General features: G+C 53.6%; 21 protein-coding genes, 1 tRNA gene and 1 pseudogene. 12 read left to right on the forward strand and 11 right to left on the reverse strand.

The window, feature by feature from the left end; genetic code table 11:
* Nucleotide 1: 1 nt before the first annotated feature.
* Nucleotides 2-1,087 carry a chorismate synthase gene (gene aroC / locus DPA2511_RS13320; RefSeq protein ID WP_015854276.1) on the reverse strand — a complete coding sequence of 362 codons (1,086 nt, stop codon included), beginning with the start codon at nt 1,085-1,087 and terminating at the stop codon, nt 2-4.
* A 65-nt stretch (nt 1,088-1,152) separates the two neighbouring features.
* On the reverse strand, nt 1,153-2,085 hold the full coding sequence (prmB, locus tag DPA2511_RS13325; RefSeq protein WP_015854277.1) for a 50S ribosomal protein L3 N(5)-glutamine methyltransferase: 933 nt from the start codon (nt 2,083-2,085) through the stop codon (nt 1,153-1,155).
* A gap of 235 nt (nt 2,086-2,320) precedes the next feature.
* Between prmB and smrB the strand changes: the two genes are divergently transcribed.
* Nucleotides 2,321-2,863 carry an endonuclease SmrB gene (smrB, locus tag DPA2511_RS13330; RefSeq protein WP_015854278.1) on the forward strand — a complete coding sequence of 181 codons (543 nt, stop codon included), beginning with the start codon at nt 2,321-2,323 and terminating at the stop codon, nt 2,861-2,863.
* A gap of 47 nt (nt 2,864-2,910) precedes the next feature.
* Here the strand turns inward: smrB and sixA are convergent, their stop codons facing one another.
* The 4 genes from sixA to DPA2511_RS13350 form a co-directional block, all read right to left on the reverse strand.
* Nucleotides 2,911-3,399 carry a phosphohistidine phosphatase SixA gene (gene sixA, locus DPA2511_RS13335; RefSeq protein WP_015854279.1) on the reverse strand — a complete coding sequence of 163 codons (489 nt, stop codon included), beginning with the start codon at nt 3,397-3,399 and terminating at the stop codon, nt 2,911-2,913.
* Between the two features lie 892 nt (nt 3,400-4,291).
* On the reverse strand, nt 4,292-6,436 hold the full coding sequence (gene fadJ, locus DPA2511_RS13340) for a fatty acid oxidation complex subunit alpha FadJ (RefSeq protein ID WP_015854280.1): 2,145 nt from the start codon (nt 6,434-6,436) through the stop codon (nt 4,292-4,294).
* Nucleotides 6,433-7,746: an acetyl-CoA C-acyltransferase FadI gene (gene fadI / locus DPA2511_RS13345; protein WP_015854281.1), complete on the reverse strand. Its 1,314-nt coding sequence runs from the start codon at nt 7,744-7,746 to the stop codon at nt 6,433-6,435. The genes fadJ and fadI overlap by 4 nt, the downstream gene beginning before the upstream one ends.
* A gap of 259 nt (nt 7,747-8,005) precedes the next feature.
* Complete coding sequence (locus DPA2511_RS13350; protein ID WP_015854282.1) at nt 8,006-8,302, reverse strand: YfcZ/YiiS family protein; 297 nt, start codon at nt 8,300-8,302, stop codon at nt 8,006-8,008.
* A 392-nt stretch (nt 8,303-8,694) separates the two neighbouring features.
* On the opposite strand from DPA2511_RS13350, the gene fadL reads away from it, so the two are divergent.
* Nucleotides 8,695-9,963, forward strand: a complete 1,269-nt coding sequence (gene fadL, locus DPA2511_RS13355; RefSeq protein WP_015854283.1) for a long-chain fatty acid transporter FadL — start codon at nt 8,695-8,697, stop codon at nt 9,961-9,963.
* A 128-nt stretch (nt 9,964-10,091) separates the two neighbouring features.
* Here fadL and mqo read toward each other — a convergent pair.
* Nucleotides 10,092-11,713: pseudogene (gene mqo, locus DPA2511_RS21805) on the reverse strand (malate dehydrogenase (quinone)).
* A gap of 402 nt (nt 11,714-12,115) precedes the next feature.
* Nucleotides 12,116-12,877, reverse strand: coding sequence for a phospholipid-binding lipoprotein MlaA (gene mlaA, locus DPA2511_RS13365; RefSeq protein ID WP_015854285.1), 762 nt, complete (start codon nt 12,875-12,877; stop codon nt 12,116-12,118).
* A 334-nt stretch (nt 12,878-13,211) separates the two neighbouring features.
* On the opposite strand from mlaA, the gene DPA2511_RS13370 reads away from it, so the two are divergent.
* Nucleotides 13,212-13,286, forward strand: a tRNA-Arg gene (locus DPA2511_RS13370).
* 180 nt (nt 13,287-13,466) lie between these two features.
* Here DPA2511_RS13370 and DPA2511_RS13375 read toward each other — a convergent pair.
* From DPA2511_RS13375 to DPA2511_RS13385, 3 genes are all read right to left on the reverse strand, one after another.
* Nucleotides 13,467-14,201 (reverse strand): SAM-dependent methyltransferase, encoded by a 735-nt coding sequence (locus DPA2511_RS13375; protein ID WP_023638382.1) that lies wholly within the window; start codon nt 14,199-14,201, stop codon nt 13,467-13,469.
* A 10-nt stretch (nt 14,202-14,211) separates the two neighbouring features.
* Nucleotides 14,212-14,469 carry a YjhX family toxin gene (locus DPA2511_RS22880; protein ID WP_015854287.1) on the reverse strand — a complete coding sequence of 86 codons (258 nt, stop codon included), beginning with the start codon at nt 14,467-14,469 and terminating at the stop codon, nt 14,212-14,214.
* Between the two features lie 1,280 nt (nt 14,470-15,749).
* Entirely contained in the window at nt 15,750-16,148 is a 399-nt protein-coding gene (locus DPA2511_RS13385) for an H-NS family histone-like protein (RefSeq protein ID WP_015854288.1), read from the reverse strand.
* 879 nt (nt 16,149-17,027) lie between these two features.
* Between DPA2511_RS13385 and DPA2511_RS13390 the strand changes: the two genes are divergently transcribed.
* The 9 genes from DPA2511_RS13390 to DPA2511_RS23720 form a co-directional block, all read left to right on the forward strand.
* The gene (locus tag DPA2511_RS13390; RefSeq protein WP_015854289.1) at nt 17,028-17,657 is read left to right on the forward strand and encodes a TetR/AcrR family transcriptional regulator; all 630 of its coding nucleotides are present in this window, start codon (nt 17,028-17,030) and stop codon (nt 17,655-17,657) included.
* Nucleotides 17,658-17,659: 2 nt separating this feature from the next.
* Nucleotides 17,660-17,842, forward strand: a complete 183-nt coding sequence (locus tag DPA2511_RS13395; RefSeq protein ID WP_015854290.1) for a hypothetical protein — start codon at nt 17,660-17,662, stop codon at nt 17,840-17,842.
* Between the two features lie 249 nt (nt 17,843-18,091).
* A complete protein-coding gene (locus DPA2511_RS13400) occupies nt 18,092-18,280 on the forward strand; it encodes a YjfB family protein (RefSeq protein ID WP_015854291.1) in 189 nt (62 codons plus the stop codon).
* A 426-nt stretch (nt 18,281-18,706) separates the two neighbouring features.
* Nucleotides 18,707-19,534, forward strand: coding sequence for a nitrogenase iron protein (nifH, locus tag DPA2511_RS13410; protein ID WP_015854293.1), 828 nt, complete (start codon nt 18,707-18,709; stop codon nt 19,532-19,534).
* A gap of 71 nt (nt 19,535-19,605) precedes the next feature.
* Complete coding sequence (gene anfD, locus DPA2511_RS13415; RefSeq protein WP_015854294.1) at nt 19,606-21,177, forward strand: nitrogenase iron-iron protein, alpha chain; 1,572 nt, start codon at nt 19,606-19,608, stop codon at nt 21,175-21,177.
* Nucleotides 21,174-21,548 (forward strand): Fe-only nitrogenase subunit delta, encoded by a 375-nt coding sequence (anfG, locus tag DPA2511_RS13420; protein WP_015854295.1) that lies wholly within the window; start codon nt 21,174-21,176, stop codon nt 21,546-21,548. The genes anfD and anfG overlap by 4 nt, the downstream gene beginning before the upstream one ends.
* A 13-nt stretch (nt 21,549-21,561) precedes the next feature.
* Nucleotides 21,562-22,950, forward strand: a complete 1,389-nt coding sequence (gene anfK / locus DPA2511_RS13425; protein WP_015854296.1) for a Fe-only nitrogenase subunit beta — start codon at nt 21,562-21,564, stop codon at nt 22,948-22,950.
* Between the two features lie 87 nt (nt 22,951-23,037).
* A complete protein-coding gene (locus DPA2511_RS13430) occupies nt 23,038-23,457 on the forward strand; it encodes a hypothetical protein (RefSeq protein ID WP_015854297.1) in 420 nt (139 codons plus the stop codon).
* Nucleotides 23,454-23,873 (forward strand): pyridoxamine 5'-phosphate oxidase family protein (locus DPA2511_RS23720; RefSeq protein ID WP_035050233.1); only part of this gene is annotated, 420 nt, incomplete at its 3' end. The genes DPA2511_RS13430 and DPA2511_RS23720, both read left to right, overlap by 4 nt.

A 23,873-nucleotide genomic window follows, 5' to 3' on the forward strand; every position in this document is an offset into this window, starting at 1 on the left:
ATTACCAGCGCGGCACCTTGCAATCCACTTCGCCACACTGCGCTCTCTGACGCAGTACATGATCCATCAGCACAATCGCCATCATGGCTTCGGCAATCGGCACCGCCCGGATCCCGACACAGGGATCGTGGCGACCACGGGTGATCATTTCCGTCGGCTGTCCGTCACGGGTAATGGTACGCCCCGGCACGGTAATGCTGGAGGTCGGTTTCAGCGCCAGATGCGCTGTGATGGTCTGGCCGCTGCTGATGCCGCCCAGAATGCCGCCCGCGTGGTTGCTCACAAAACCGTCCGGCGTGATTTCGTCACGGTTCTCGCTGCCGCGCTTACCCACTACGGCGAACCCATCGCCAATTTCCACGCCTTTTACCGCATTGATACTCATCAACGCATGCGCCAGATCGGCATCCAGACGATCAAACACCGGTTCGCCGAGCCCTGCCGGCACCGATTCGGCCACCACAGTCACTTTCGCACCGATGGAGTCGCCCTCTTTCTTCAGTGCGCGCATCAGTTCATCCAGCGCTTCCAGCTTGTCCGGATCCGGGCTGAAAAAAGGATTCTGCTCTACCGCATTCCAGTCCTTCAATGCGCAGACCACGTCGCCCATCTGGGCCAGATAGCCGCGGATGTTGATCCCAAAGCGCTGTTGCAGATACTTTTTGGCGATCGCCCCCGCCGCCACACGCATCGCCGTTTCACGGGCAGAAGAACGGCCCCCGCCCCGATAATCACGGATACCGTATTTCTGTTCGTAGGTGTAATCCGCATGCCCTGGACGGAACAGATCCCTGATGGCGCTGTAATCCTGCGAGCGCTGATCGGTATTTTCAATCAATAAACCGATGCTGGTGCCCGTGGTTACGCCCTCAAACACGCCGGACAGAATTTTTACCTGATCCGGTTCGCGGCGCTGGGTGGTGTAACGGGACGTTCCCGGACGGCGACGATCCAGATCGTGCTGCAAGTCGGCCTCGGTCAGCGCGATCCCCGGCGGTACGCCGTCCACCACGCAGCCAAGGGCGATGCCATGGGACTCACCAAAAGTGGTGACGCGGAAAAACTGACCAATACTGTTTCCTGCCATCACGGCTCCTTAGCATTAGAACAAGATAAAAAAGATGCAGGCGTCGTTATGCCTGTATCGTTGAGTTAATCCCGGTAACGGCTAAAATGAGATTTACAATCAATAAGTTGCTCGCGCGTTAACATAAAGACGCCGTCGCCGCCGTTATCAAATTCAAGCCAGGTGACAGGAATGTCGGGATATTGATCCATCATGTGAACCATGCTGTTGCCTACTTCACAAATCAGTACACCGTCGTCGCGCAGGTAATCCGGCGCGCAGGCCAGAATGCGGCGTACCAGATCCAACCCGTCATCACCGGCCGCCAGACCCAGTTCAGGTTCATGGCGATACTCCTGCGGTAAATCGAACATGTCCTCTTCATCGACATACGGCGGGTTGGTCACAATCAGATCGTATTTGATGGCGGGAAGCGAGCGGAATAGATCGGAACAGATTGGCGTAACGCTATGTTCCACACCATGTTGCTGGATGTTCTGTTCCGTCACCGCCAGCGCTTCCGGGGAAATATCCACCGCGTCCACTTCCGCTTCCGGGAAGGCATGGGCGCACGCGATGGCGATACACCCGCTGCCGGTGCACAAATCCAGAATATGCTGGGGTTGATGCGGCAGCAGCGAGTCGAAACGGTTGTCGATCAACTCGCCAATCGGCGAACGCGGCACCAATACCCGTTCGTCCACATAAAATTCCAGCCCGCAGAACCAGGCTTTGTTGGTGAGGTAGGCAACCGGGATTCGCTCGTTCACCCGACGGACAATCCGTTCAACAATGCGCTGACGTTCACTGAGCGTCAGACGGGAACGGTACATCTGCTCCGGAATATCGAGTGGCAGAAACAGCGTCGGCAACACCAGTTGCAGCGCCTCATCCCACGGATTGTCCGTACCATGGCCGTAATACAGGCCAGCGGCATTGAAACGACTCACCGCCCAACGCAGCATATCCTGAAGGGTATGCAGGTCGTTAACCGCTTCATCGACGAAAATCTTGTCCAAACTTGTTCTCCACAGACTGCTGTCAATCTCGCTGTTTTTCGGCCGCAATCATCAATATTTCGCAGCGCTGGCGCAGGATGCCACCATGATAAGCCACGTAGTGTGCCATGAAGCCGACAACAAATCAGCACCTATCACTACGGGCTGGCAGACGATAACCCAGACACGGTTTTGTTTAGTGAGAGACATAAGAACAGGTAAACTGACAAGACAGTGATGACAGAGTAAGGCACCGATGAAAAAGAAGTTCATGCTTAATGAGGAGGATCAGACGCTGTTTCGCACCTCCGTCGCGGGGGCGTCCCGCCTGCGTCAGGATACCTACCGCCACCAGCCCGCCCGCCCCAAAACCGGCGTGTTGCCGCCGCGCCGCGCCATTCAGGAACAGGTGGATGCCAGTTTCTATTTTTCTGATGAATTTCAGCCACAGCTGGAACATGAAGGGCCGATGCGCTATGTCCGTCCGGGCGCCAGCCACTATGAATTGAAAAAATTGCGTCGGGGCGATTATTCGCCGGAACTGTTTTTGGATCTGCACGGGTTGACGCAACAGGAGGCCAAGCAGGAATTGGGCGCTTTACTGGCGGCCTGCCGTCGCGAGCACGTCTATTGCGCCTGCGTCATGCACGGCCACGGTAAGCACATTCTGAAAAAGCAGACCCCGCTCTGGCTGGCGCAGCACCCCGATGTACTGGCATTTCACCAGGCGCCGAAAGAATTCGGCGGCGATGCCGCATTGCTGATTCTGGTGGTGCAGGACATCCCCGAACACATCTGAGGCCTCCGGCAGATGCGCCGACGGCCTGCGTCACTCAACGACGACGCTCAGGAACGGGTTTTGGCCACCAGATGCGAAGGGCTGACATGCCACTGGCAAACACCCTCACTCGTGGCGTCGTCCAGTTGAATACAGGCGATGGCGGAAGTCGCAAACATGGGGGCGTTCTCCCCCGGGCATAGCGCCGCCACCAGATACCCTACCAGCGGCAGATGAGAAATGATAAGTACGGTTCCAGCGCCTTCTTTCGCCAACGCCAGCAGGTAGTCGCCGACCAGCTCCGCATTGCCGCCCGGCGTCAACTCCGGCAACGATTCGTTTTCCGGCGGCAGCGGCAAACTTTCAGCCACCACCTGCAACGTTTGCAGGGCCCGAACATAAGGACTAACCAGAACCCGATCGACATCAATCGCCTGATCGTTCAACCAGGCAGCCATCTGACGCGACTCATCACAACCACGCAGACTAAGGGGACGAAGCGCATCGCTGGCAGCGTCCGGTACAGCATCACCGTGACGCATGATCAATACTTGCATATTACACCGCTATTTGATTGAAAAGGTTATAAAAACCTTATGGATATATCCAGAATCCGCCCGGCAGTCGCGTCATTGCACTCTCATCAGGCAGCCCCCTACTCATATCCGCGCAGGGATTATCGTCGGAACCTCGTTATCCTTTACGCCCGCATACATTTTACGGCTACAGTTCAAAAATTCGCCTGACTTTTGTTGGTGTTTTAACCAGCACAAGGCCGCATTTTTTACCCGAATTGCCAGGGAGGCGCAACCGCTCCCACCCCCTGTCAGTACAGGCAAGCGCATCACTGTCTTTTCGCTGAAGGGTAAACCCAAATCTTTTCAGCATATTACCCCTGTTAAGCATAAGGAGAAATAATCCATACCTGACAATAATGTGCTGTTTTCGCATTTTAAAAACACACAATTCGAAACATCAAGTTAACAACATGAAGAAAAACAGTCATAAAATTCAAAAAACCATACAATACGAGATAAACTGATACCGGTTTCTTTTAATAATACAGCTCATTTTTTTTAATAACGCCCGCGTTTTAAAACTGGCGAAAAAATAATAACGGGCTATATTAATTAATAGGAATTAACCATATAGCAACATCACATTAATATATATTTATTAATTATGCCCAACATCCAGGGAAATGATTGACGGGCGATAAAAAACAGGATGTTACAAGCCTTTCCCTCGTTTGATTTAAAAAATAAAAACCGCGCTAAAGCAAAACATGCCGCAACGAATTAAAAAACGCGCTCACGCCCTATTTCCCCGTTCTATTTATCTCCAATAGCGCAATTTTCGACAAAGCATCGACTATCCTGATATTCCGGCGATCACCGGGGGTTATTTACCGAGCCTGATTCGATCCAGCCGTCAAAAATCCCCTTCAGGCTATTCGCCATTTTCTTGCAACAGCGCCTCACAAGGGCGGAAACGCTCACCGTACTGCTCACGCAGAATACGCAAAGACGCGGCGACAGTATCCATACCCAATTGCCGCATATAGTGGAAAGGCCCCCCGAGGAACGGTGGAAAACCGATACCAAACACGGCGCCGATATCTCCATCCCGCTCACTGCGGATTATGGACTCCGCCAGGCAATACGCGGCTTCATTCAACATCATCATCACGCATCGCTGAGCGATAAGCTCCGGGGCCAAATGCGGTTTAGGCGTCACACCCAATAACGTATAAACGTGATCATCCACCTCTTTTTCCGCACGACGCCAACCGATACCGCGCTGCGCGTAACGATAAAAGCCACGGTGATTCTTCCTGCCACGCCGGTTATCCCGCAGCATCGCCTCCAGCACCGGCGATACGCCAAACCGCTCGCCCAACGCCTGATACAACACCGGTGCAATCTTCATCGCCACATCGAGCCCGACTTCATCCAACAGCGCGAATGGGCCGACGGGAAAACCAAACTTCACCAATGCCCGATCGATGCTATCCACCGGCTCGCCTTCCAGCAGGCAGCGAGCCGCTTCATTCAGGTACGGCGTCAGAATACGGTTCACATAAAAACCGGCGCCATCGGCAACCACTATCGCGGTTTTCCCTTGACGTTTCGCCAGTTCCACCACCGTTGCCACTACGTCGGGATGAGTCCCCGCATGAGGGATCACCTCGACCAGCGGCATTTTCTCTACCGGACTGAAATAGTGCAGCCCGACGATCCGCTCAGCTCGACGTGCCCCGTCGGCGATCTGATGGATAGGCAGCGACGACGTGTTGGTGGCAAAGATAGTATGTTCCGGTGTTATCGCCTCGATATCGGCCACAATTCGCCGTTTCAGCGCCAGATCTTCGAAAACCGCTTCAACCACGACATCTGCCTGTTCGAACCCCTGATAATCGATACCCCCGGATATCAGGCTCATACGCTGACGTTGCCCGGCGGGAGTGATGCGCCGACGTGCCGCCAGCTCGTCAAGCTGCCGCCAGCTATGGCGCAAAGCATGGATAACGCCTTGATGATCAATATCCTTGAGACGTACCGGTAAATGCCCTTGCAGCACAGTGATACCGGCAATCCCGCCCCCCATCAGGCCGCCACCCACAATGCCCACCCGGCGCAATGGGCCGACGTTACCGCCCTCCGGCGCGCTCTTCAGCGCCGACGATGCAAAAAACAACCGCCGCAACGCTTTCGAAACCGGCGACATCACCAACTGACCAAACGCCCGCGCTTCCGCGGCGTAGCCAGCCGTTTCCCCCTGTGTTAACCCGCAGATCACCACATCAATCACCTGCTCCGCCGCAGGATAGTGCCCCTGGGTTTTCGCCCGGGTCAGTTTCCGTATTCGATCGAACAACACGCGACGCACAAGCGGTAGCGACAAAAAACGCTGTCGCCCCTTTTGCCCGCAACCACGCGCTTTGCGTTTACCTAAGCGAATTTGTGCGATGGCGGCCTCAATGAGGATCGTTCGCGGCACAACGTCGTCCACCAGCCCCCACTTTTTTGCCTGTGCGGCGCGCAGCCGACGCCCGGTCAACATCAGATCCAGCGCCCGATCCGCACCAATCAGGCGTGGAAGCCGTTGCGTTCCGCCGGCGCCCGGCAACAGCCCCAACTGTACTTCAGGCAACCCCAGCACAGTCGCATCGTCAGGCGTACAGATTCGATAATCACACGCCAGCGCCAACTCCAACCCACCGCCCAGACAAGCGCCATGGATAGCCGCCACCACCGGAAACGATAAGCGGCTCAGACGGGAAAACGTGTCCTGCCCTTGTCGGGACAATGCCTGCGCTGCACTGGCATCCGGGCAGGCATCCAGCATGCCGATATCCGCACCGGCGATAAAACTGTCGGGTTTTCCAGAAATGATGATCATCCCGCGTGGCATGCCTTTTGCCGCCGCCTGCGCCAGAATCGTCTCGACGTGTTCGGCAAACGCCGATTTCAGGGTGTTAACCCTTTCGCCAATGACATCGATATGCACCACAGCGATATCATCCGGTAGCCAGCTCAGGGTGAATGCAGTGGTCATTGGCTTACTATCCGCCGCTCTTTGCTCTTCGCTCATTCCGTTACCTCCAGAACCATGGCGGCGCCCAGCCCGCCAGCGGCACAGGCGGTCACTAGCCCTAGCCCACCGCCGCGGCGACGCAGTTCACGCAGCGTCTGCGTAATCATTCGTGCTCCGGTGGCAGCGAACGGATGCCCATAGGCAAGAGAGCCGCCCTGCACATTAAAGCGTTCCATATCCACCTCCCCCAGCGGCGCGCTGAGCCCCAACCGGTCACGGGCGAATTCGCTACTGGCGAAGAGCTGGAGATTGGCCAATGTTTGGGCGGCAAATGCCTCATGCATATCGATCAACGTCAGATCGGAGAGCGTAATCCCCGCGCGCGTCAGCGCCAATGGCGTGGCATAGGCCGGCCCCGCCAGCATATCCTCATGAACGGGGATGGCGGTGAACGCATAGCTGCGCAGATAACCCAACGGGGTCAGTCCTAGCGCTCTGGCCCGAGATTCGCTCATCATCAATAGCGCGGCCGCCCCATCGGTCAGCGGTGAACTGTTACCGGCCGTGACGCTGCCATAGCGACGATCAAACGAAGGCCGCAGCCGGGCGTACTGAGCGGGCGCGCTGTCGTAACGTACCGTGTTGTCTTGCTCCAGTAGCTGGTTGAATGGCGGGATATACGCGGTCATCACCTCATCACGTAATGTTCCTTGCTTCCAGGCTTGAGCGGCCAGCGTATGCGAGCGATGGGCAAACGCATCCTGTGCTTCGCGGCTGATGCGGTAGCTTTTCGCCATTTGTTCGGCGGTATCCCCCATCCGTAACCCGGTGGAGTATTCGGCAATGGCCGGCGCTACCGGCAACAAATCCCGTGGCCGCAGACGCGCCAGCAACGCCAAGCGCCGCCATAGCGTTTTGGCCCGGCTCACGTCCAGCAAGGTTCGCGCCAACGCTTTGCTAACGCCGACCGGCAACACGGAGGACGAATCCGCGCCGCCGGCAATACCAACGTCGACGACGCCAGCCAGAATGCTTTCAGCCACATTGGCCACCGCCTGAAAACTGGTCGCACAAGCTCTCGACACGCTATAGGCATCCGTCCGCGCGCTCATTCCCGTACCGAGCACAATTTCACGCGCAATATTTGGCGCTTCAGGCATTTGAATCACCTGCCCAAAGACCAACAACTCGACGTGCTCTGGCGCTATACCACTGCGCACAAGCAGCTCAGCAACCACCATCCGACCAAGATCCAGCGCGGGGATACCATGATAAGCCGTTGCCTGACGGGCAAAGGGGGTGCGCAATCCACTGACAATCGCAATGCGATCGCCTTGTCGAGTGACCAACGGTACCCGTTGTTGCATATCCACTCCTGTTCTCAATGCGATATTCAGGCACTGTCTTGGCAATATACGTATGGCGGTTATCGCGTAATACGGCCTGGATAGAATTCATTGTTAACGCTGGGATTACAACGCGCAAACAAGTTGATAATAAACAGCGAGCTACACCACGCTTTTGCGGCGGTCACGAACCGGACGGAGAAAACAAAATGGCCGACATCTCTGTCGGCCATCGTGGACGGCAGCACAACGGCTGCGCAAGAAAATAGGTGTGCGGCGATTAGCGCAAACCCAGCTGGAAAATCAACGTTTCAGCCTGGCAACTGAACGTAAAATCGATATCCAACTGCACGCCGCCGGCGGTTTCAGCAAAACGGCTGTCGATCACACAGGGTTCCGACTCAACGGAACGCGCTTTTTCCGTCAGTTGTTGCAGTACCGATTCGGCTTCGGCGCGATCAGTAAAGACACGGCTGTAAGACGCGGTGCAATCCGTATTATCCATCACGGTACCGACATCCACACAACAACAGGCGGCCGTTTCTTCAGCGCTGCATTTATTCATCGCGTTTGTCATGGCAAAACTCCTCTCGGCGACAATGAACCGGTCTGGTTGAGATCCGGATCATAAAACAATAATCTCCCCGCCATATTACCCCCGGCCCGCGCTATATCACTAGCCCTTACTGCTCTCGGCCCGATTGCGTGAACAAAATCACCGTTTACCGAAGTTCCCCCGCCCGAAGTGTTGCTTTAATGTCAATCAATGCCAATTATTTGTTAAGTAAATGCAGGCAAAAACTCCCGACATCAAACATCTTGTTTTCAAAATGACAACACACATGATATCTGCCGCTGCTACTGGCGCACTGGTCTGATTTGTCGGCCCTGCTGCTCCCCCTACAATGCGCCTCCCCTGATGACAGGCGTAACAACATCCAATAATAAACATTCAGCGAGGTTTTGGTCATGGGCCAGAAAATCATGCTTAAAAAAACATCTCTTTCTGTTGCACTGGCACTGATGGCCACTAACGCCTTCGCTGCAGGTTTCCAGCTGAACGAATATTCCTCCTCCGGTTTGGGGCGCGCATTCTCCGGCGAAGGAGCCGTTGCGGACAACGCGACATCCGGCAGCCGCAACCCGGCGACCATGACGATGTTTGATCGTCCCGCCTTCTCCGGCGGCGCCACCTATATCAAACCGGATATCAATCTGCACGGCGCCAGTTCCAGTGGACGCGACGCCAGCGCCAACAACATCGCGCCACATGCCTGGGTGCCCAATCTGCATTTCATCATGCCGCTCAATGATAAGTGGGCAGTAGGGGCTTCCGCTGTTACCAATTTCGGCCTGGCCACCGAGTTCAGCGATAACTACACCGCAGGTTCCATCGGCGGCAAAACCGATCTCAAGACCACTAACCTGAACCTGAGCGCCGCCTATCGTCTGAATCAGCACTTCAGCTTCGGGCTGGGCATCGATGCCGTCTACGCCGATGCCAAGATCATTCGTAACGCAGGTGAAATCGGCCCGTTGCTGGGCGTGAGTTCTTCGTCAGAAATTTCTCGTCTGGAAGGCAACGAATGGGGTTATGGCTGGAATGCCGGCATCCTGTATGAGCTGGATAAAAACAACCGCTTCGGCCTGACATATCGTTCCAAAGTCAATATCGATTTCCACGGTAAATTCAGCAGCGACCTTTCCGCTCGTGCCGGCGGCACCTCCGGCGTCACCATTCCTGGTAATCTGACGCTCAACCTGCCGGAAATGTGGGAAGCGTCGGCCTGGCATCGCGTCGCACCGAAATGGGCGGTTCATTACAGCCTGGCATATACCAGTTGGAGTGAATTCCAGGAGTTGAGAGCAACCGGCAGCAACGGTCAACAATTATTCCGTAAAGAAGAAGGTTTTCACGACGCATATCGTATCGCGCTGGGCACCACCTATTTTTACAATGAGAATTGGACGTTCCGCACCGGTATCGCCTTTGACGACAGCCCGGTACCTTCCGACAAGCGCACCATTTCCATACCGGATCAAGATCGTCTCTGGCTGAGCGCAGGCACTACCTATGCGTTTAACAAAGATATGTCTGTCGATGTTGGCGTTTCCTATATGCGCGGGCAGAAAGTCACCATCAATGAAGCCGGCATCAGTTCGTCGTTGCCGTCGTATACCTTTACCTCTAAAGGGCGTGCCTGGCTATATGGCGTGAACTTCAACTACGCATTCTGATGATGCCCCCGGTTTTCGACGGGGCCAGGCATCCAGCGTCATAAACAGGCAGGGCGTGAGGAAGTTGTCTTCCTCACGCCCTGTTATTTTTCCGTGTCGCTGGCACGCCCAGAACTGCCGAACAGGCGTTACATCACTGGAACAATCTGATCCACCTGAATCTCATGTTCCGGAGCCTCTTCCAACTGGGATCTTAATTCCGACTCCGCTTTCACGTCCATATACCGCAGCTTCAACGTACTGCTGGTATAACGACGAATCTCATTGGTCAGCTCAACATTGCCGTTCAGCTTCTGTCCCCAGGAAGGAATGATTTCTTTCAGGCGCACCTGCCATTCCACCGAAGCCATCTTATCCTTGAAGGCAACCTGCATCAGCTCAATCATGATGGTTGCAGCGGTTGAAGCTCCGGGAGAAGCCCCCAGCAGCGCGGCAATCGTACCGTCCTGCGAGGCGACGACTTCAGTGCCCATCTTCAGCACGCCACCCTTCTGTTTGTCTTTTTTGATCACCTGCACGCGCTGCCCTGCCGTCGCCAGCCGCCAGTCTTCTTTTCTGGCATCCGGAAATAATTTTTCAGTTCGGCAAAGCGATCGTTTTCGCTCATCATCACCTGGCTAACGAGATATTTCACCAGATCGAAATTATCCAGCCCCACCCGCATCATGGGTAAAACATTTGCGGTGTTCACCGAAGAAAACAGATCCCACAACGAGCCATTCTTCAAAAATTTACTGGAGAAAGAAGCGAACGGACCGAACAATAAGGCTGGCTTGCCGCCCAGCATGCGTGAATCCAGATGCGGCACCGACATGGGTGGAGCGCCAACCGACGCCTTGCCATACACCTTAGCCTGATGGCGTTTCACCACGTCAGGGTTATCAGTCACCAGAAACTCACCGCCAACCGGGAAACCGCCATACTGGCTGGCCTCAGGAATACCGGATTTCTGCAGCAAGGGTAATGCAGCCCCGCCAGCGCCGATGAACACGAACCGCGCCCGAACAATACGCTCTTTGCCGCCATCGTTCAGATCGGCAGTCACCACGCTCCAGGTGCCGTCCTGATTGCGACGGATATCGCGAACATCATGTTCCTGCCACAGCGTGAAATGAGGGTTTTTCTGCATTCCGACGACCAGTTGACGGGTAACTTCACCAAAATCAACATCGGTGCCGATGGGCATGCGGGTCATGGCGACCTTCTGCCGGGTATCGCGCCCTTCCATCACCAATGGAATGCACTGTTTGATGCGTTCAGGGTTTTCGGAATACTCCATCCCCTGAAACAATGTGTTGTGCTGCAACGCTTTATAGCGGCGACGCAGGAAATTCACGTTTTCATCGCCCCACACAAAGCTCATGTGCGGCACGCTATGGATGAAGGTGGACGGATCGCCTATAACGTTATTCGCCACCTGATACGCCCAAAATTGCAGAGAAACTTCAAACGCTTCGCTGATATTCACTGCTTTACTGATATCAATCGAACCGTCGGCCTTCTCCGGAGTGTAATTCAGCTCCAGAAATGCCGCATGCCCAGTTCCCGCGTTATTCCAACCGTTGGAGCTTTCTTCCGCCACGCTGCCCAGACGCTCGATCATGCTGATGGACCAGCCAGGCTCCAAAGCCTGCAAATATGTCCCCAGCGTAGCACTCATGACACCACCGCCAATCAGCACGACATCCTTCGTGACATCCTCGTTCACTGATGCTGACTGCGCCGCCGTGGTGACCAATAGATTCTTCATGCTTTTACTTCCCACTTATGTCAATGATTATCCCTGCAGGTGAACACCGATGTTATCAGGTTGTTAACGACCTGACGAGATGGCGAGCAGACGCAATGAAGGGGCACTAAGTGCCCCCGCATATTTGGCAAAATGGGTTAATACCCGGTATTAACACTGAATATGTAGCGAAAAGCGAGTCTGGCTGCCCATCTCGAGCTGCTGAATCATCAGCATCGAAAACAAAGTACCACTATTGTGAGGACAACCACAAAAAAAATTTCAGATAATCACACAAACAAGATAACCAAATTGTAACTTGTCATAAACACCGCATAGACTGCTAGAAAATGCATTTTCGGCAATAAAAACCAAAGGCGCCACAAGGCGCCTTTGGTATGAAATCAGAGCAGGGTTTTTCGGTTATTTTGCTGAATCGATTTCATCCAAACTTCCCTCAATGGCTTTCGCATTGGGGTTAACCGTAGGTACAACTTTACCGCCATTAGCAAGGAAATCATGCCGCTGGAAATAAGCATCTCTGACAACGGAGTAAGGATCAGTCGAGTCACGCAGCAGACGATCAGAATCCAGCAATTGGGCCCGAGTTTCCAACCCCTCGACCATCCATTTGCCGGCCGACATCCAGAAAGTCAAATAGCCCAACGGCGGATAGAGTGTATCAACCACACCGCCGCCGTCTTCCCGCAATGTAAAGTTGCCGTAAGCCGGCAATACCACATATGGGCCATACCCAACCCCATAGTGCCCCAGCGTACTGCCAAATCGGTGAGGTTCATCCTTTGCCAGTTTGGGGTTAGCCATAGTTGCAACATCTATCAACCCCCCCATCCCCAACACTGTGTTCAGGAAAAAACGGTTCAGATGCACCATGGCTTTGTAGGGGTTTCCCTCAATAAAATAGTTCACCATCGTCGCCGGTTCCGCCAGGTTGCCAAAGAAGTTGCTCAACCCATTACGCGCCGGTCTTGGCACATAATCACGCCAGGCCACAGCAGCAGGGCGAACCAGATACGGATCCAATACATTATAGTTAAAGCTGAACATGGTACGGTTGAACCCTTCCAGCGGATCGGTTCGCTGCGCTGGAGCCGTATTTTTTGAACTGGCGCATCCTGTCAACAACACACCCGCCAACACCATGCTACCCAGACGGAAATTCATAACTGTTTCTCCCTGCAGAAATCTTATGCGCGCCGCAGGCATCGAACACACCGACGACTACGCCGCAAAATTACACTTTATTCTAATCGACTGCCGCCAATTTTTCCTTAACCGGCAATGGCATGCCAGAAAAAAACGGCAATGATATGTTCTTGATTGAGTTATCAATGTCCAAATGCTAACCGTTCAACGTTCTTCCCCATCGACAACGTCTCGGCGGCGCCCTTCTGGTGAATCGCCGATAAAAACTTGCGGGAAAGTGGTGCCAGAATGAGCAATCGCGCTATCAAGGACTTATGAGCGTGGGTAAATCAGGTATAATGCGCATCCGCAAGTCCCCGTAGTTAAATGGATATAACGAGCCCCTCCTAAGGGCTAGTTACAGGTTCGATTCCTGTCGGGGACGCCAGTCATTGGCATGACGACATCTGCCCCAAAACTGTTTCCATCTCATAAACCAGGCTAAATCATACACGTTGCCCAACAGCGCCCTGCACGCTGTCATGATTCTGTTGCTATGTGCATGTCTTATTGCGGCTTTTCTTCCATAGCACGGCATCAACCACCGTAATGGTTGATGCCGTTTACATTAGTCGTGGCGAACTTTATTTTTTTGTCCAACAAGTTGGATGATATTGAAGTAATCGCCAGCGCCAGCTTCCATGATGGGAATCATCATTTCCTGAGCAAGAGAACACGCCATAAAGTCATCCCACGCCTGCTGACATGAATCCATTTCTCGTAACATCGTGAGGGTTATACCCGCTTCTCTTTCCCATAGCGCTCGCCACCAACCACAGGAATAAAAATACCAGTCCGGCGACCAGAATGGCTTAACAACCTCGGGTAAATTGCCCGCTGAGTAATCCCCTATAAATCCGGGGACAGCCACTGCGATCAGCCCGCCTTGCTTCACAAAAGGCAGAAGTGTCGACAGCATGATGTCGTTGCTGCCAAAGTATTGGTAAGCATCCACGCTGATGATCATGTCAAAATATTCATGAGGGTACGGGATCTCTTTCGTGGCATCGACCCGCAACGGGAAAATCTGAGAATCCAACCCCAGAGCTAAGAACCTCTCGGCATTCTCTGTGGGAGAAATCCACAAGTCGGCGGCAAATACGGTTACATCGTATTTTTCCGCAAGCAGAATAGACGAGATACCCTTACCGCATCCAAGATCCAGAATACGCATCCCGGAAGCAATGGGGAGTGTATTGGCCATTTCCTCCGTAAGACGCATGGCATTCGGCCCCATCATGGTGTCCAGAAGGATAGCTTTGTCATAATTTTCGGTAAATGGTGTGCTGCCAGATATATTCATTGCCTGCTCCTTAACGGTTATCCGATTGAGCGCGAACATGGTTCAGCCCAGTGGTATTAATGCGATAGGGTTGTCCATTGACGGACTTAATCAGCTTTTTAGTTCTGAGTTTTTTGAAAACGGAGAGCGTACAGTCGCTGAGCAACAGCCCTTCGCGGCTATAGCATTCAACAGAGGTGACGCGGCCAGATGCATCGCGTGTGTGTACGATACGGCCACCTTTAGCGAGAACGTGTAAGGTACGTTGTTCCTGACGGGATAAATTCATTCTGGGAAACCTGTTAATCATCATGAGCAAAAACAAGCCAACACCTGTAGGTGTTCGCGTAAGGTTTAAGCGCAGCGATAATCAGTCCGGCCGGTGATGGTCGGGAAGCTGATTATCAGATGATCACATTCTCCAGCATGAAAGCCTCGGTATGAGTTGAAAGGTATTTTCGGGCTGCATTATAGCACCGGAATTTTATATGGGAATAAAAAACACACCACCTGATTGCCGAACCGTTCATTACCCTTGCTCGATAGCGATGACGGCACACAGCTGTTTTAATCGGGCCGGTATAATAACAATGGATATTCCCCGCCATACATCAAATGACAGGAAGGCAGCCAGTCAGCGAATTCCGATAAGCCGACCACGATAAGTGACTCAGGTGAACAAACGCAGCCAACGCATCGACAACGCGCAGAATGACAGGGATAGACAATGAATATGCAACATAAGAGAACGTCATTATCACAAAAACCCGGGGGACTATATTAGCGGAAAAGGTATCGTCATCGACATCGCTGAACCTCCCCTTATTCAATATACGTGTTAGTTACACACACCATTCCATAACGAATTATATCGCGGGCATCCCCACAGTGGTTGGCTGAATATAACAGCGAAGCGCCACTCTATGCTTCAGGAAGGCACCACAGCAAAAACATGAAAGGGTGATCGGGTTATCGGGTATAAAGCCACAGGGATAAAACTATTACAGCGATGATGCAAACTACCTATTCATACCCAATGTGCCTTGATAAGACAGAACGGATATTCAATCGCCCTGATCCACAGCAACTGAATGTGGACAAATACATGCGGTTAATACCATAGCCCCCACTCATCCGCATGCAGATACGATTATTGGCAGAAAGCATGCATCACGCATTTATACCCTAAATAATTCGAACCTCAGGGGAACAGCAAGTAAGGGAATCCTGATGGGCTGACTACAGTCAGTGATTCGGGTGAGCGACAAATCTGTCGGGAACAGCTCTACACGTGGCGTATTACGGTCTCAAAGAAACGAGCCCCAGGGATGGACAGAGGAATAAAGCCAACGCACCAGCAACTTGACGCATAACAAGTATATCCCCACAAGACTGTTCAAGCGCCGGAGTCACTCGATGGAATAGCGCGTGAAGAGAATGCAACAGAGAAGAATAGAGAGTGCTTTAATTGCCCACCGTCTATTGTGGGGAGAGAGCCATCCTGAATCTTTCTATTTTCAGGAGATGAATACCGTTGGTGTCTTGCTCCAACGGTATTCATCATTTTTATTAAATCAAAAAATCATCCAGGATCTTACCGTTATCAAGCGCTTCTTTGATTGCTTTAGGAGTACGGCCCTGTCCTGTCCATGACTGTTCGATGCCATTTTCATCAGTGTATTTATATTTAGCCGGACGAGGAGTACGTTTGGGTTTTGCCGAAGCGGCTTTTACACCCTCCAGCAATTCAGCCGGGTCAATACCATCTTCAAGCAATTGAGCACGAATAGCTTCAAGTTTGGCCTGACGTTCTGCGTGGTGTTTCTGAGAGCTGGCTTCTTCTTCACGACGTTCTTCAACAATAGTGGTCAGTTTTTCCAGCATCTCCTCAAGAGTTTCCAGGTCGATTTCACGAGCCTGAGCGCGCAGTGTACGAATGTTATTTAATATTTTAAGAGCATCGGTCATTGTTAGTCATCCTGATGGTTGGAATTACTGCCAGCATACACAAATAACGGCAACAATACGAGATATTGCACATGGGCATGCACAATTTTTATAAAATAAAAATCGTTTTTTCAATACGGCAGTCGTAACTTAAAAAAGACTAACACGCGCGTTGGTGCTTTTTACTTTAAATTTATTTCCGTCTTAACTATTTCTTATCTTTGTTAATCGACTATTACATAGAATAAAAAGTAACGATAAAAATAAAAACAAGTTATCGTCGTCAGTTTCCTGCTGATTGAGGTAAGACAGCACAATGGTTTTATCCAATTATCGACGATGAAAATGAATACAAAACTACAACGACCAACGTGACGAACCCGCAGGCAACACACACAACGGGCATATTAAGTATGCTGAAAGAGTTCATAAGCCTGGTTTAACGAAACGGCTCCCCCCGCCCCCATGCGATTTACAGCCACTCGTCACCACCGCATTCTTCAATATCCCCGCCATACGTCAAATTGCAGGTGCGTTGGCGGCCTTCACTCACCCCGGCTACTGACCTGAATACGCTTCTGAGGATGAAATGAGAGATACCCTGCCTCTCACCGGAGGCCAGCCGTAGCGGGTTAAATTCGTTCCCAATGAATTTGTCACTCGGTTGCCGTCTTCCTGAAACTCGAATTATTTAGGGTAGAGATAGACTCACTATTTCCGCCCGAATATATACGTCCCGATGACCATTGCGTCGCGCCTTTCCAACAAACGACTCAGCGCCACATCCCACTCCTGACAACGCCAGACAGTTCTCCCTCGCCCAGAAAAAATGCCTTTATTAATGGATGTCATTAATTATAGACTAATCACTCCATAATCATAAATACCGACGAGCCATGTATGAAAAAGAGCGTAGGGAGACCCAGGGAGTTTGACCCGCAGGATTTTCTGGATACCGCGCTGAGCTGTTTCTGGCGCAACGGCTACCAGGCCACATCGCTTTCCGATCTGATGCGGGCCTCAGGGCTCGCCAGCGCCAGCATTTACCAACTGTATCCAGATAAACACGCCATTTTTCTGGCCGCACTCCGACAATACATGGACACCGGCCTGGCTCGCCTCAGCCAACGGGCGGCAGACATGCCACCGGATGACGCCTTGCGCAAAACGCTCGATTTCTTCGCCCGGGTTTCCGCCGGGCCAGACGGTGAAAAAGGCTGTTTCTCCATCGCCGCCGCCAATGAAATGTTGCCGGGCGACGAAGAGGTCAGAAATCAGATTGAGTACATGTTTAACGGGATCATCGTTCGGCTTACCCATATTCTGCGCCAGGGGCAGCAAACGGGCGTGTTTCGTACCGATTATGAGCCCGAAGTCATGGCGGAAAGCATTTTCATGATGCTGGAAGGCATGCGGGTTTACGGCAAAATTCAGCCAGATATCGCCACGCTCAGAAAAGCCAATGATTTTATCCTGCACTCGGTGATCGCGACGGCGGATGAACGCCACCACAGCCAGGGCCGGAGGTAACGATGTTTACACCGGGAATGATCGTCCGCCGCCGCAAACGGCGCCGAACCATGGTGGTCATTAACGTGGAAGGAGAAGCCATCACCTGCGGCTGGATCGCACACGGGCGTTTCTACAAGCGAAGATTCTCGGCCGATACGCTGGAGGTGCGATCATCCTACAGCGAACTCTGGCCGCTGATGTAATCGCTGCCGGGGCGCAGCGCCTCCCACCGGGCATAGCGGAAGAGCGTCGACCTGATTTGAGCAGGGTGCCGAGCTGGTCTAAAGTTTGAGAGGACGAAACCGATACCGAACCATGCCGACAGTCATTTCTTGTCGACATAATACAGACGGCGTTCCGCACCACACCGCAGGAGCCGTCTGGTATCGACGGAGCGGAAAACACCCCTCTCCTCGTCGATATAACCCTGGCAAAGACATAGGATGGCCAAGATGGATGTTTCACAACTTGAATCACTTTCCTCCAGCCTGAATAGTATGCAGCTCAGCAGCCAGGTCGGTACGGCTGTACTGAAAAAAGCCTTGGATACTCAAGAAGCTACAGCATCCAGTCTGATTCAGTCCATACCGCAGCTACCGGCCAATCCGGCCATAGGGCGCAACGTCAATACCACTGCGTAATTTCTTGCTTAACGCCGTTCCCACCAGCAGATAGCCGCTGCGCCTGTAGCGGCTATCTGTTTTTTCTTATCCCATGCCGCATTCCCCGCTTCTGCGGGAACCACTCACGAATCGGTCGGTTTCCGCACCCGCACAAACGTGAAGCACTTCACGTTTTTGACCCTCAGGAACGCTTTAAAACCAAAAAGTTCCGCAATGAACACCTGGCGCGCCCCGCCGACCGGGCAATGTCGCATTCGCCGCCGTCATTCCTGAACAGCGGCAAAAATAACCTGATAAAATTCAACCGATAATAGACTCACATCCTATGATTTAATTATGGCAGCGATTAAAAAAATATAATTGGCCCTGCCCTTGCAATCTATTTCCTGCACAACCGTTATTTTATCTGATTTATTGATTATCTTATTGCCTGGAGGAAATAGTATGACTCGCAAACTGGCTATTTATGGTAAAGGCGGCATTGGAAAATCCACGACCACACAAAATACCGCGGCGGCACTGGCGTATTTCCACGGTAAAAAAGTGTTCATTCATGGTTGCGACCCTAAGGCCGACTCCACCCGGCTTATTTTAGGCGGAAAACCACAGGAAACATTAATGGACGTTCTGCGCGATCAAGGCGCGGAGAAAATTACCAATGAAATGGTCGTCAAAACCGGCGTGTTTAATATTCGCTGCGTCGAATCCGGTGGTCCGGAGCCGGGCGTCGGTTGCGCCGGTCGTGGTGTTATTACCGCCATCGATTTGATGGAAGATAATAAAGCCTATACCGACGATCTGGATTTTATTTTCTTTGATGTACTGGGCGACGTAGTATGCGGTGGATTCGCCATGCCGATTCGCGACGGCAAAGCGCAGGAAGTGTATATTGTCGCATCCGGTGAAATGATGGCGATTTATGCCGCCAATAATATCTGCAAAGGTTTGGTGAAATACGCTAAACAAAGCGGCGTCCGGCTGGGCGGTATTATTTGTAATAGCCGTAATGTAGACGGTGAGCGCGAATTCCTCGAAGAGTTCACCACCGCCATTGGTACCAAAATGCTCCACTTCGTCCCGCGCGATAACATTGTTCAGAAAGCGGAATTCAACAAGAAAACCGTGACGGAGTTCGACCCGGACGCCAATCAGGCGCAGGAATACCGCGAGCTCGGCCGCAAGATCATCGAAAATGAAGACCTGGTTATCCCCCAGCCGCTCTCGATGGATCAGCTGGAGAAAATGGTCGTGAAATACGGGCTGATGGATTAATCACCACGCCGAAACTCTCGACGCTGTTTTATTTTCCATTATCAATATGCCCCTTAATGGGAGGATAACTTATGCCTTACCATGAGTTTGAATGCAGTAAATGCATACCCGAACGCAAACAGCATGCAGTAGTCAAAGGGCCGGATGAGGATCTCACATCGGCATTGCCATTGGGATATTTAAATACCATTCCAGGCACTATATCCGAACGCGGTTGTGCTTATTGCGGCGCCAAGCATGTTATTGGCACACCGATGAAGGATGTTATTCACATTAGTCACGGCCCGGTCGGTTGCACCTATGACACCTGGCAAACCAAGCGTTATATCAGTGACAATGACAACTTTCAGCTAAAATATACTTTCGCCACCGACATGAAGGAAAAACATATTGTATTCGGCGCCGAAAAGGTGCTGAAAACCAATATTATCGAAGCCTTCGATGCTCACCCAGAAATTAAACGCATGACGATTTATCAAACCTGTGCGTCAGCATTAATCGGCGATGACATTGCCGCTATTGCCCAGGAAGTGATGGATGAAAGACCGGACGTAGATATTTTCGTCTGCAATTCGCCGGGGTTCGCCGGGCCCAGTCAGTCTGGTGGGCACCATAAAATCAATATCGCCTGGATTAATCAAAAAGTCGGTACGGTAGAACCGACGATTACCAGCGACTACGTCATCAACTATGTCGGCGAATATAATATTCAGGGCGATCAGGAAGTGATGGTGGATTATTTCAAACGCATGGGGATCCAGGTGTTGTCCACCTTTACCGGCAACGGCGCCTATGATGATCTGCGCGCCATGCACAAGGCCCACCTCAATGTGCTGGAGTGCGCCCGTTCCGCAGAGTACATCTGCAACGAACTGCGGGTGCGCTACGGCATCCCCCGCCTCGATATCGACGGCTTCGGCTTCGGCCCACTGTCCGATTCGCTGCGCAAGATCGGGCTGTTTTTCGGCATAGAGGATCGCGCCCAGGCCATCATCGACGAAGAAGTGGCGCGCTGGAAACCGGAGCTGGACTGGTACAAAGCGCGGTTACAGGGCAAGAAGGTCTGCCTGTGGCCGGGCGGCTCCAAGCTGTGGCACTGGGCCCACGTCATTCATGCGGAAATGGGGGTCGAGGTGGTGTCGGTCTACACCAAATTCGGCCACCAGGGGGATATGGAAAAAGGCATCGCCCGCTGCGAGGCCGGCGCGCTGGCCATCGACGACCCGAACGAACTGGAATCGCTGGAAGCGATGTACAAACTGAAACCGGACGTGATCTTTACCGGTAAACGCCCCGGCGAAGTGGCGAAGAAAATCCGCGTGCCTTATCTCAACGCTCACGCCTACCACAACGGCCCGTACAAGGGGTTCGAAGGCTGGGTGCGTTTCGCCCGCGACATCTACAACGCCATCTATTCGCCCATCCACCAGCTGGCGCAGTTGGATATCAGCCAGCAGACGATCCCGGTCGATCAGGGCTTCGCCACCGCCAGAATGCTGTCCGACGTCAGCCTCAGCGAGGAGACTCGCCATGACCCGACGTTGCGGGAATACACCGGCGGCTACGACAGCGTCAGCAAACTGCGCCAGCGCGAATACCCCGATTTCCCGCGCGATCCTAATCGTCGTCAGGAGGCGGTATGACCCAGCACCCCATGGCTCAGGAAGCCATATCGCAAGCACAGCAGGTTGAACTGATGGTGGACTACATCATGAAACACTGCCTGTGGCAGTTTCATTCCCGTAGTTGGGATCGGGAAAAGCAGAACGCCGGCGTACTGGGCAAAACCCAACAGCTGCTGTGCGACGAACCGGTGGAGCTCGCCACGCCCGCCGACCGCTGCTACTGGGTGGACGCCGTGGTGCTGGCCGAGGCGTATCGCGCACGCTTCGACTGGCTCGGCGCGATGAGCAAAGACGCGATCGCCACGCTGATGGCCGCGCTGCACCAACGGCTCGACCATCTCACCATTACCGGTTCGCTGAATGCCGAACTGACCGACCAGCGCTACTGACAGGAGGCCAGCCATGTCTTGTGAACTGAAAGCGAAAGACCGTACCGGGGTGATCAACCCCATTTTCACCTGCCAGCCCGCCGGCGCTCAATACGTCAGCATCGGCATCAAGGACTGCATCGGCATCGTCCACGGCGGCCAGGGCTGCGTCATGTTTGTCCGCCTGCTGATCTCCCAGCACCTGAAAGAGAGCTTCGAAATCGCCTCGTCCTCGGTGCATGAAGACGGCGCGGTGTTCGGCGCGCTCGACCGCGTGGAACAAGCGGTGGACGTGCTGCTGATGCGCTATCCCCACGTCAAGGTGATCCCCATCATCACCACCTGCTCGACCGAGGTCATCGGCGACGACGTCGACGGCGTGGTCAGAAAACTCAACGACGGCCTGCTGAAGCAAAAGTACGCCGGGCGCGAGGTGCACCTGATTCCGGTGCACACGCCCAGCTTCGTCGGCAGCATGATCAGCGGCTACGACGTGACGGTGCGCGACATCGTGAAATACTTCGCCCGCCAGAGCGCGCCCAACGGCAAACTCAACCTGATCACCGGCTGGGTCAACCCCGGCGACGTCACGGCGCTGAAGCACTTGCTGGCGGAAATGCAGATCGATGCCACCGTGCTGTTTGAAATCGAGGATTTCGACTCGCCGTTGATGCCATCCGGCAACACCGTCTCCCACGGCAACACCACCATCGACGATCTGACCGGCACCGCCAACGCCATGGCGACGCTGGCCCTGAACCGCTATGAAGGCGGCAAAGCCGCGCGCTATCTGGAGGAAACCTTTCAGATCCCGACCCTTATCGGCCCGACGCCTATCGGCATCCGCAATACCGATACGCTGTTGCAGAATCTGAAAACGCTGACCGGCAAACCGATCCCGCCGTCGCTGGTGCGCGAACGCGGCATCGCCATCGACGCGCTGACCGATCTGGTGCACATGTTTTTGGCCGACAAGAAAGTCGCCCTCTACGGCAATCCGGATCTGGTGATCGGGCTGGCGGAATTCTGCCTCGACCTGGAGATGAAGCCGGTTCTGCTGCTGCTGGGCGACGACAATGCCAGCTACGGCAACGACCCGCGCATCCAGGCGTTGCAGCAACAGGTGGAGTACAGCATGGAGATCGTCACCAACGCCGATCTGTGGGAACTGGAAAAACGCATCACCCAGGACAATCTCGAACTGGATTTGATTCTGGGGCACTCCAAAGGGCGCTTTACCGCCATCGATAACCAGATCCCGATGGTGCGGGTCGGCTTTCCCACTTACGACCGCGCCGGGCACTACCGTCATCCGGTGGTGGGCTATGCCGGCGCCATCTGGCTGGCAGAGCAGATGGCCAACGCGCTGTTCACCGATATGGAGTACAAGAAAAACAAGGAGTGGATCCTCAACGTGTGGTAAGCGCGGCCGAGCGCCTCTTCCCCCATATCCGAGCCCATTATCCTGTGCCGGGGTACGCCCCGGTGCTTTATCCTGCGGGGTCACACCATGTCTACACTCTTGTTTGAAACCGACGAACAGCGCTTCGCCCGCTGCCGTCAGCACGCCAGGGGCTATCACCGCCGGGCGCAACTGCTGGCCGGCCAGTCGCAGTCCGTCAGCCTGATTTTTAACGTCGCCGCCATCGCCGTCGAATGCTATCTGATAGCCCTGTGCGCCTTACACGGCGTCATGCCGCTCAACCACAACTACCGTAACCTGCTGGCCAGCGCCATGGAAAAAACCCGTATCGACAACGCATTGCAGCAATCCATCCTGTCGCTGGACGCCATCTTCGGCATCTGCGCCGTGGACGACTACCACCACGGTACGCCGGGCAGCGCCGATAAAGCGCGCATTCTGGCGATCTGCGACGACCTTGACGCGCTGATTGAACGCGACATCCAGCATCGGGAGACGCCGTCATGACGCCCCCCATCGACGCATTTACCGCCGGCCATCCGCACGGCGAGATGCGGCGCGACGAACGTGAAATCACCGATCACGCCGCAATCGCGGCGATCCTGGCGCAAGGCCGGGTGATGCACATCGCGCTGGCGGACGACAACACCCCGTTTCTGGTGCCGGTGTTCTACGTCTGGGACGGCCGCGCGCTCTATTTCCATTCGGCACGCAGCGGCAGCAAGATCGCCATCATGCGGAAAAACAGCCGTATCTGTTTCTCCGTTTCGCTGGATCACGGCGTGATTGAAGACGAACTGGCCTGCAACTTTGAAGCGCGGCATCGCACGGTGATCGGCCTGGGCAACGCCCATTTTATTGAAGACGACGCGGAAAAAATCGCCGTCCTCAATCGACTGGTGGCGAATTTCAGCGACAAAACC

The organism is Musicola paradisiaca NCPPB 2511 (assembly GCF_000400505.1).
Lineage (GTDB): Bacteria > Pseudomonadota > Gammaproteobacteria > Enterobacterales > Enterobacteriaceae > Musicola > Musicola paradisiaca.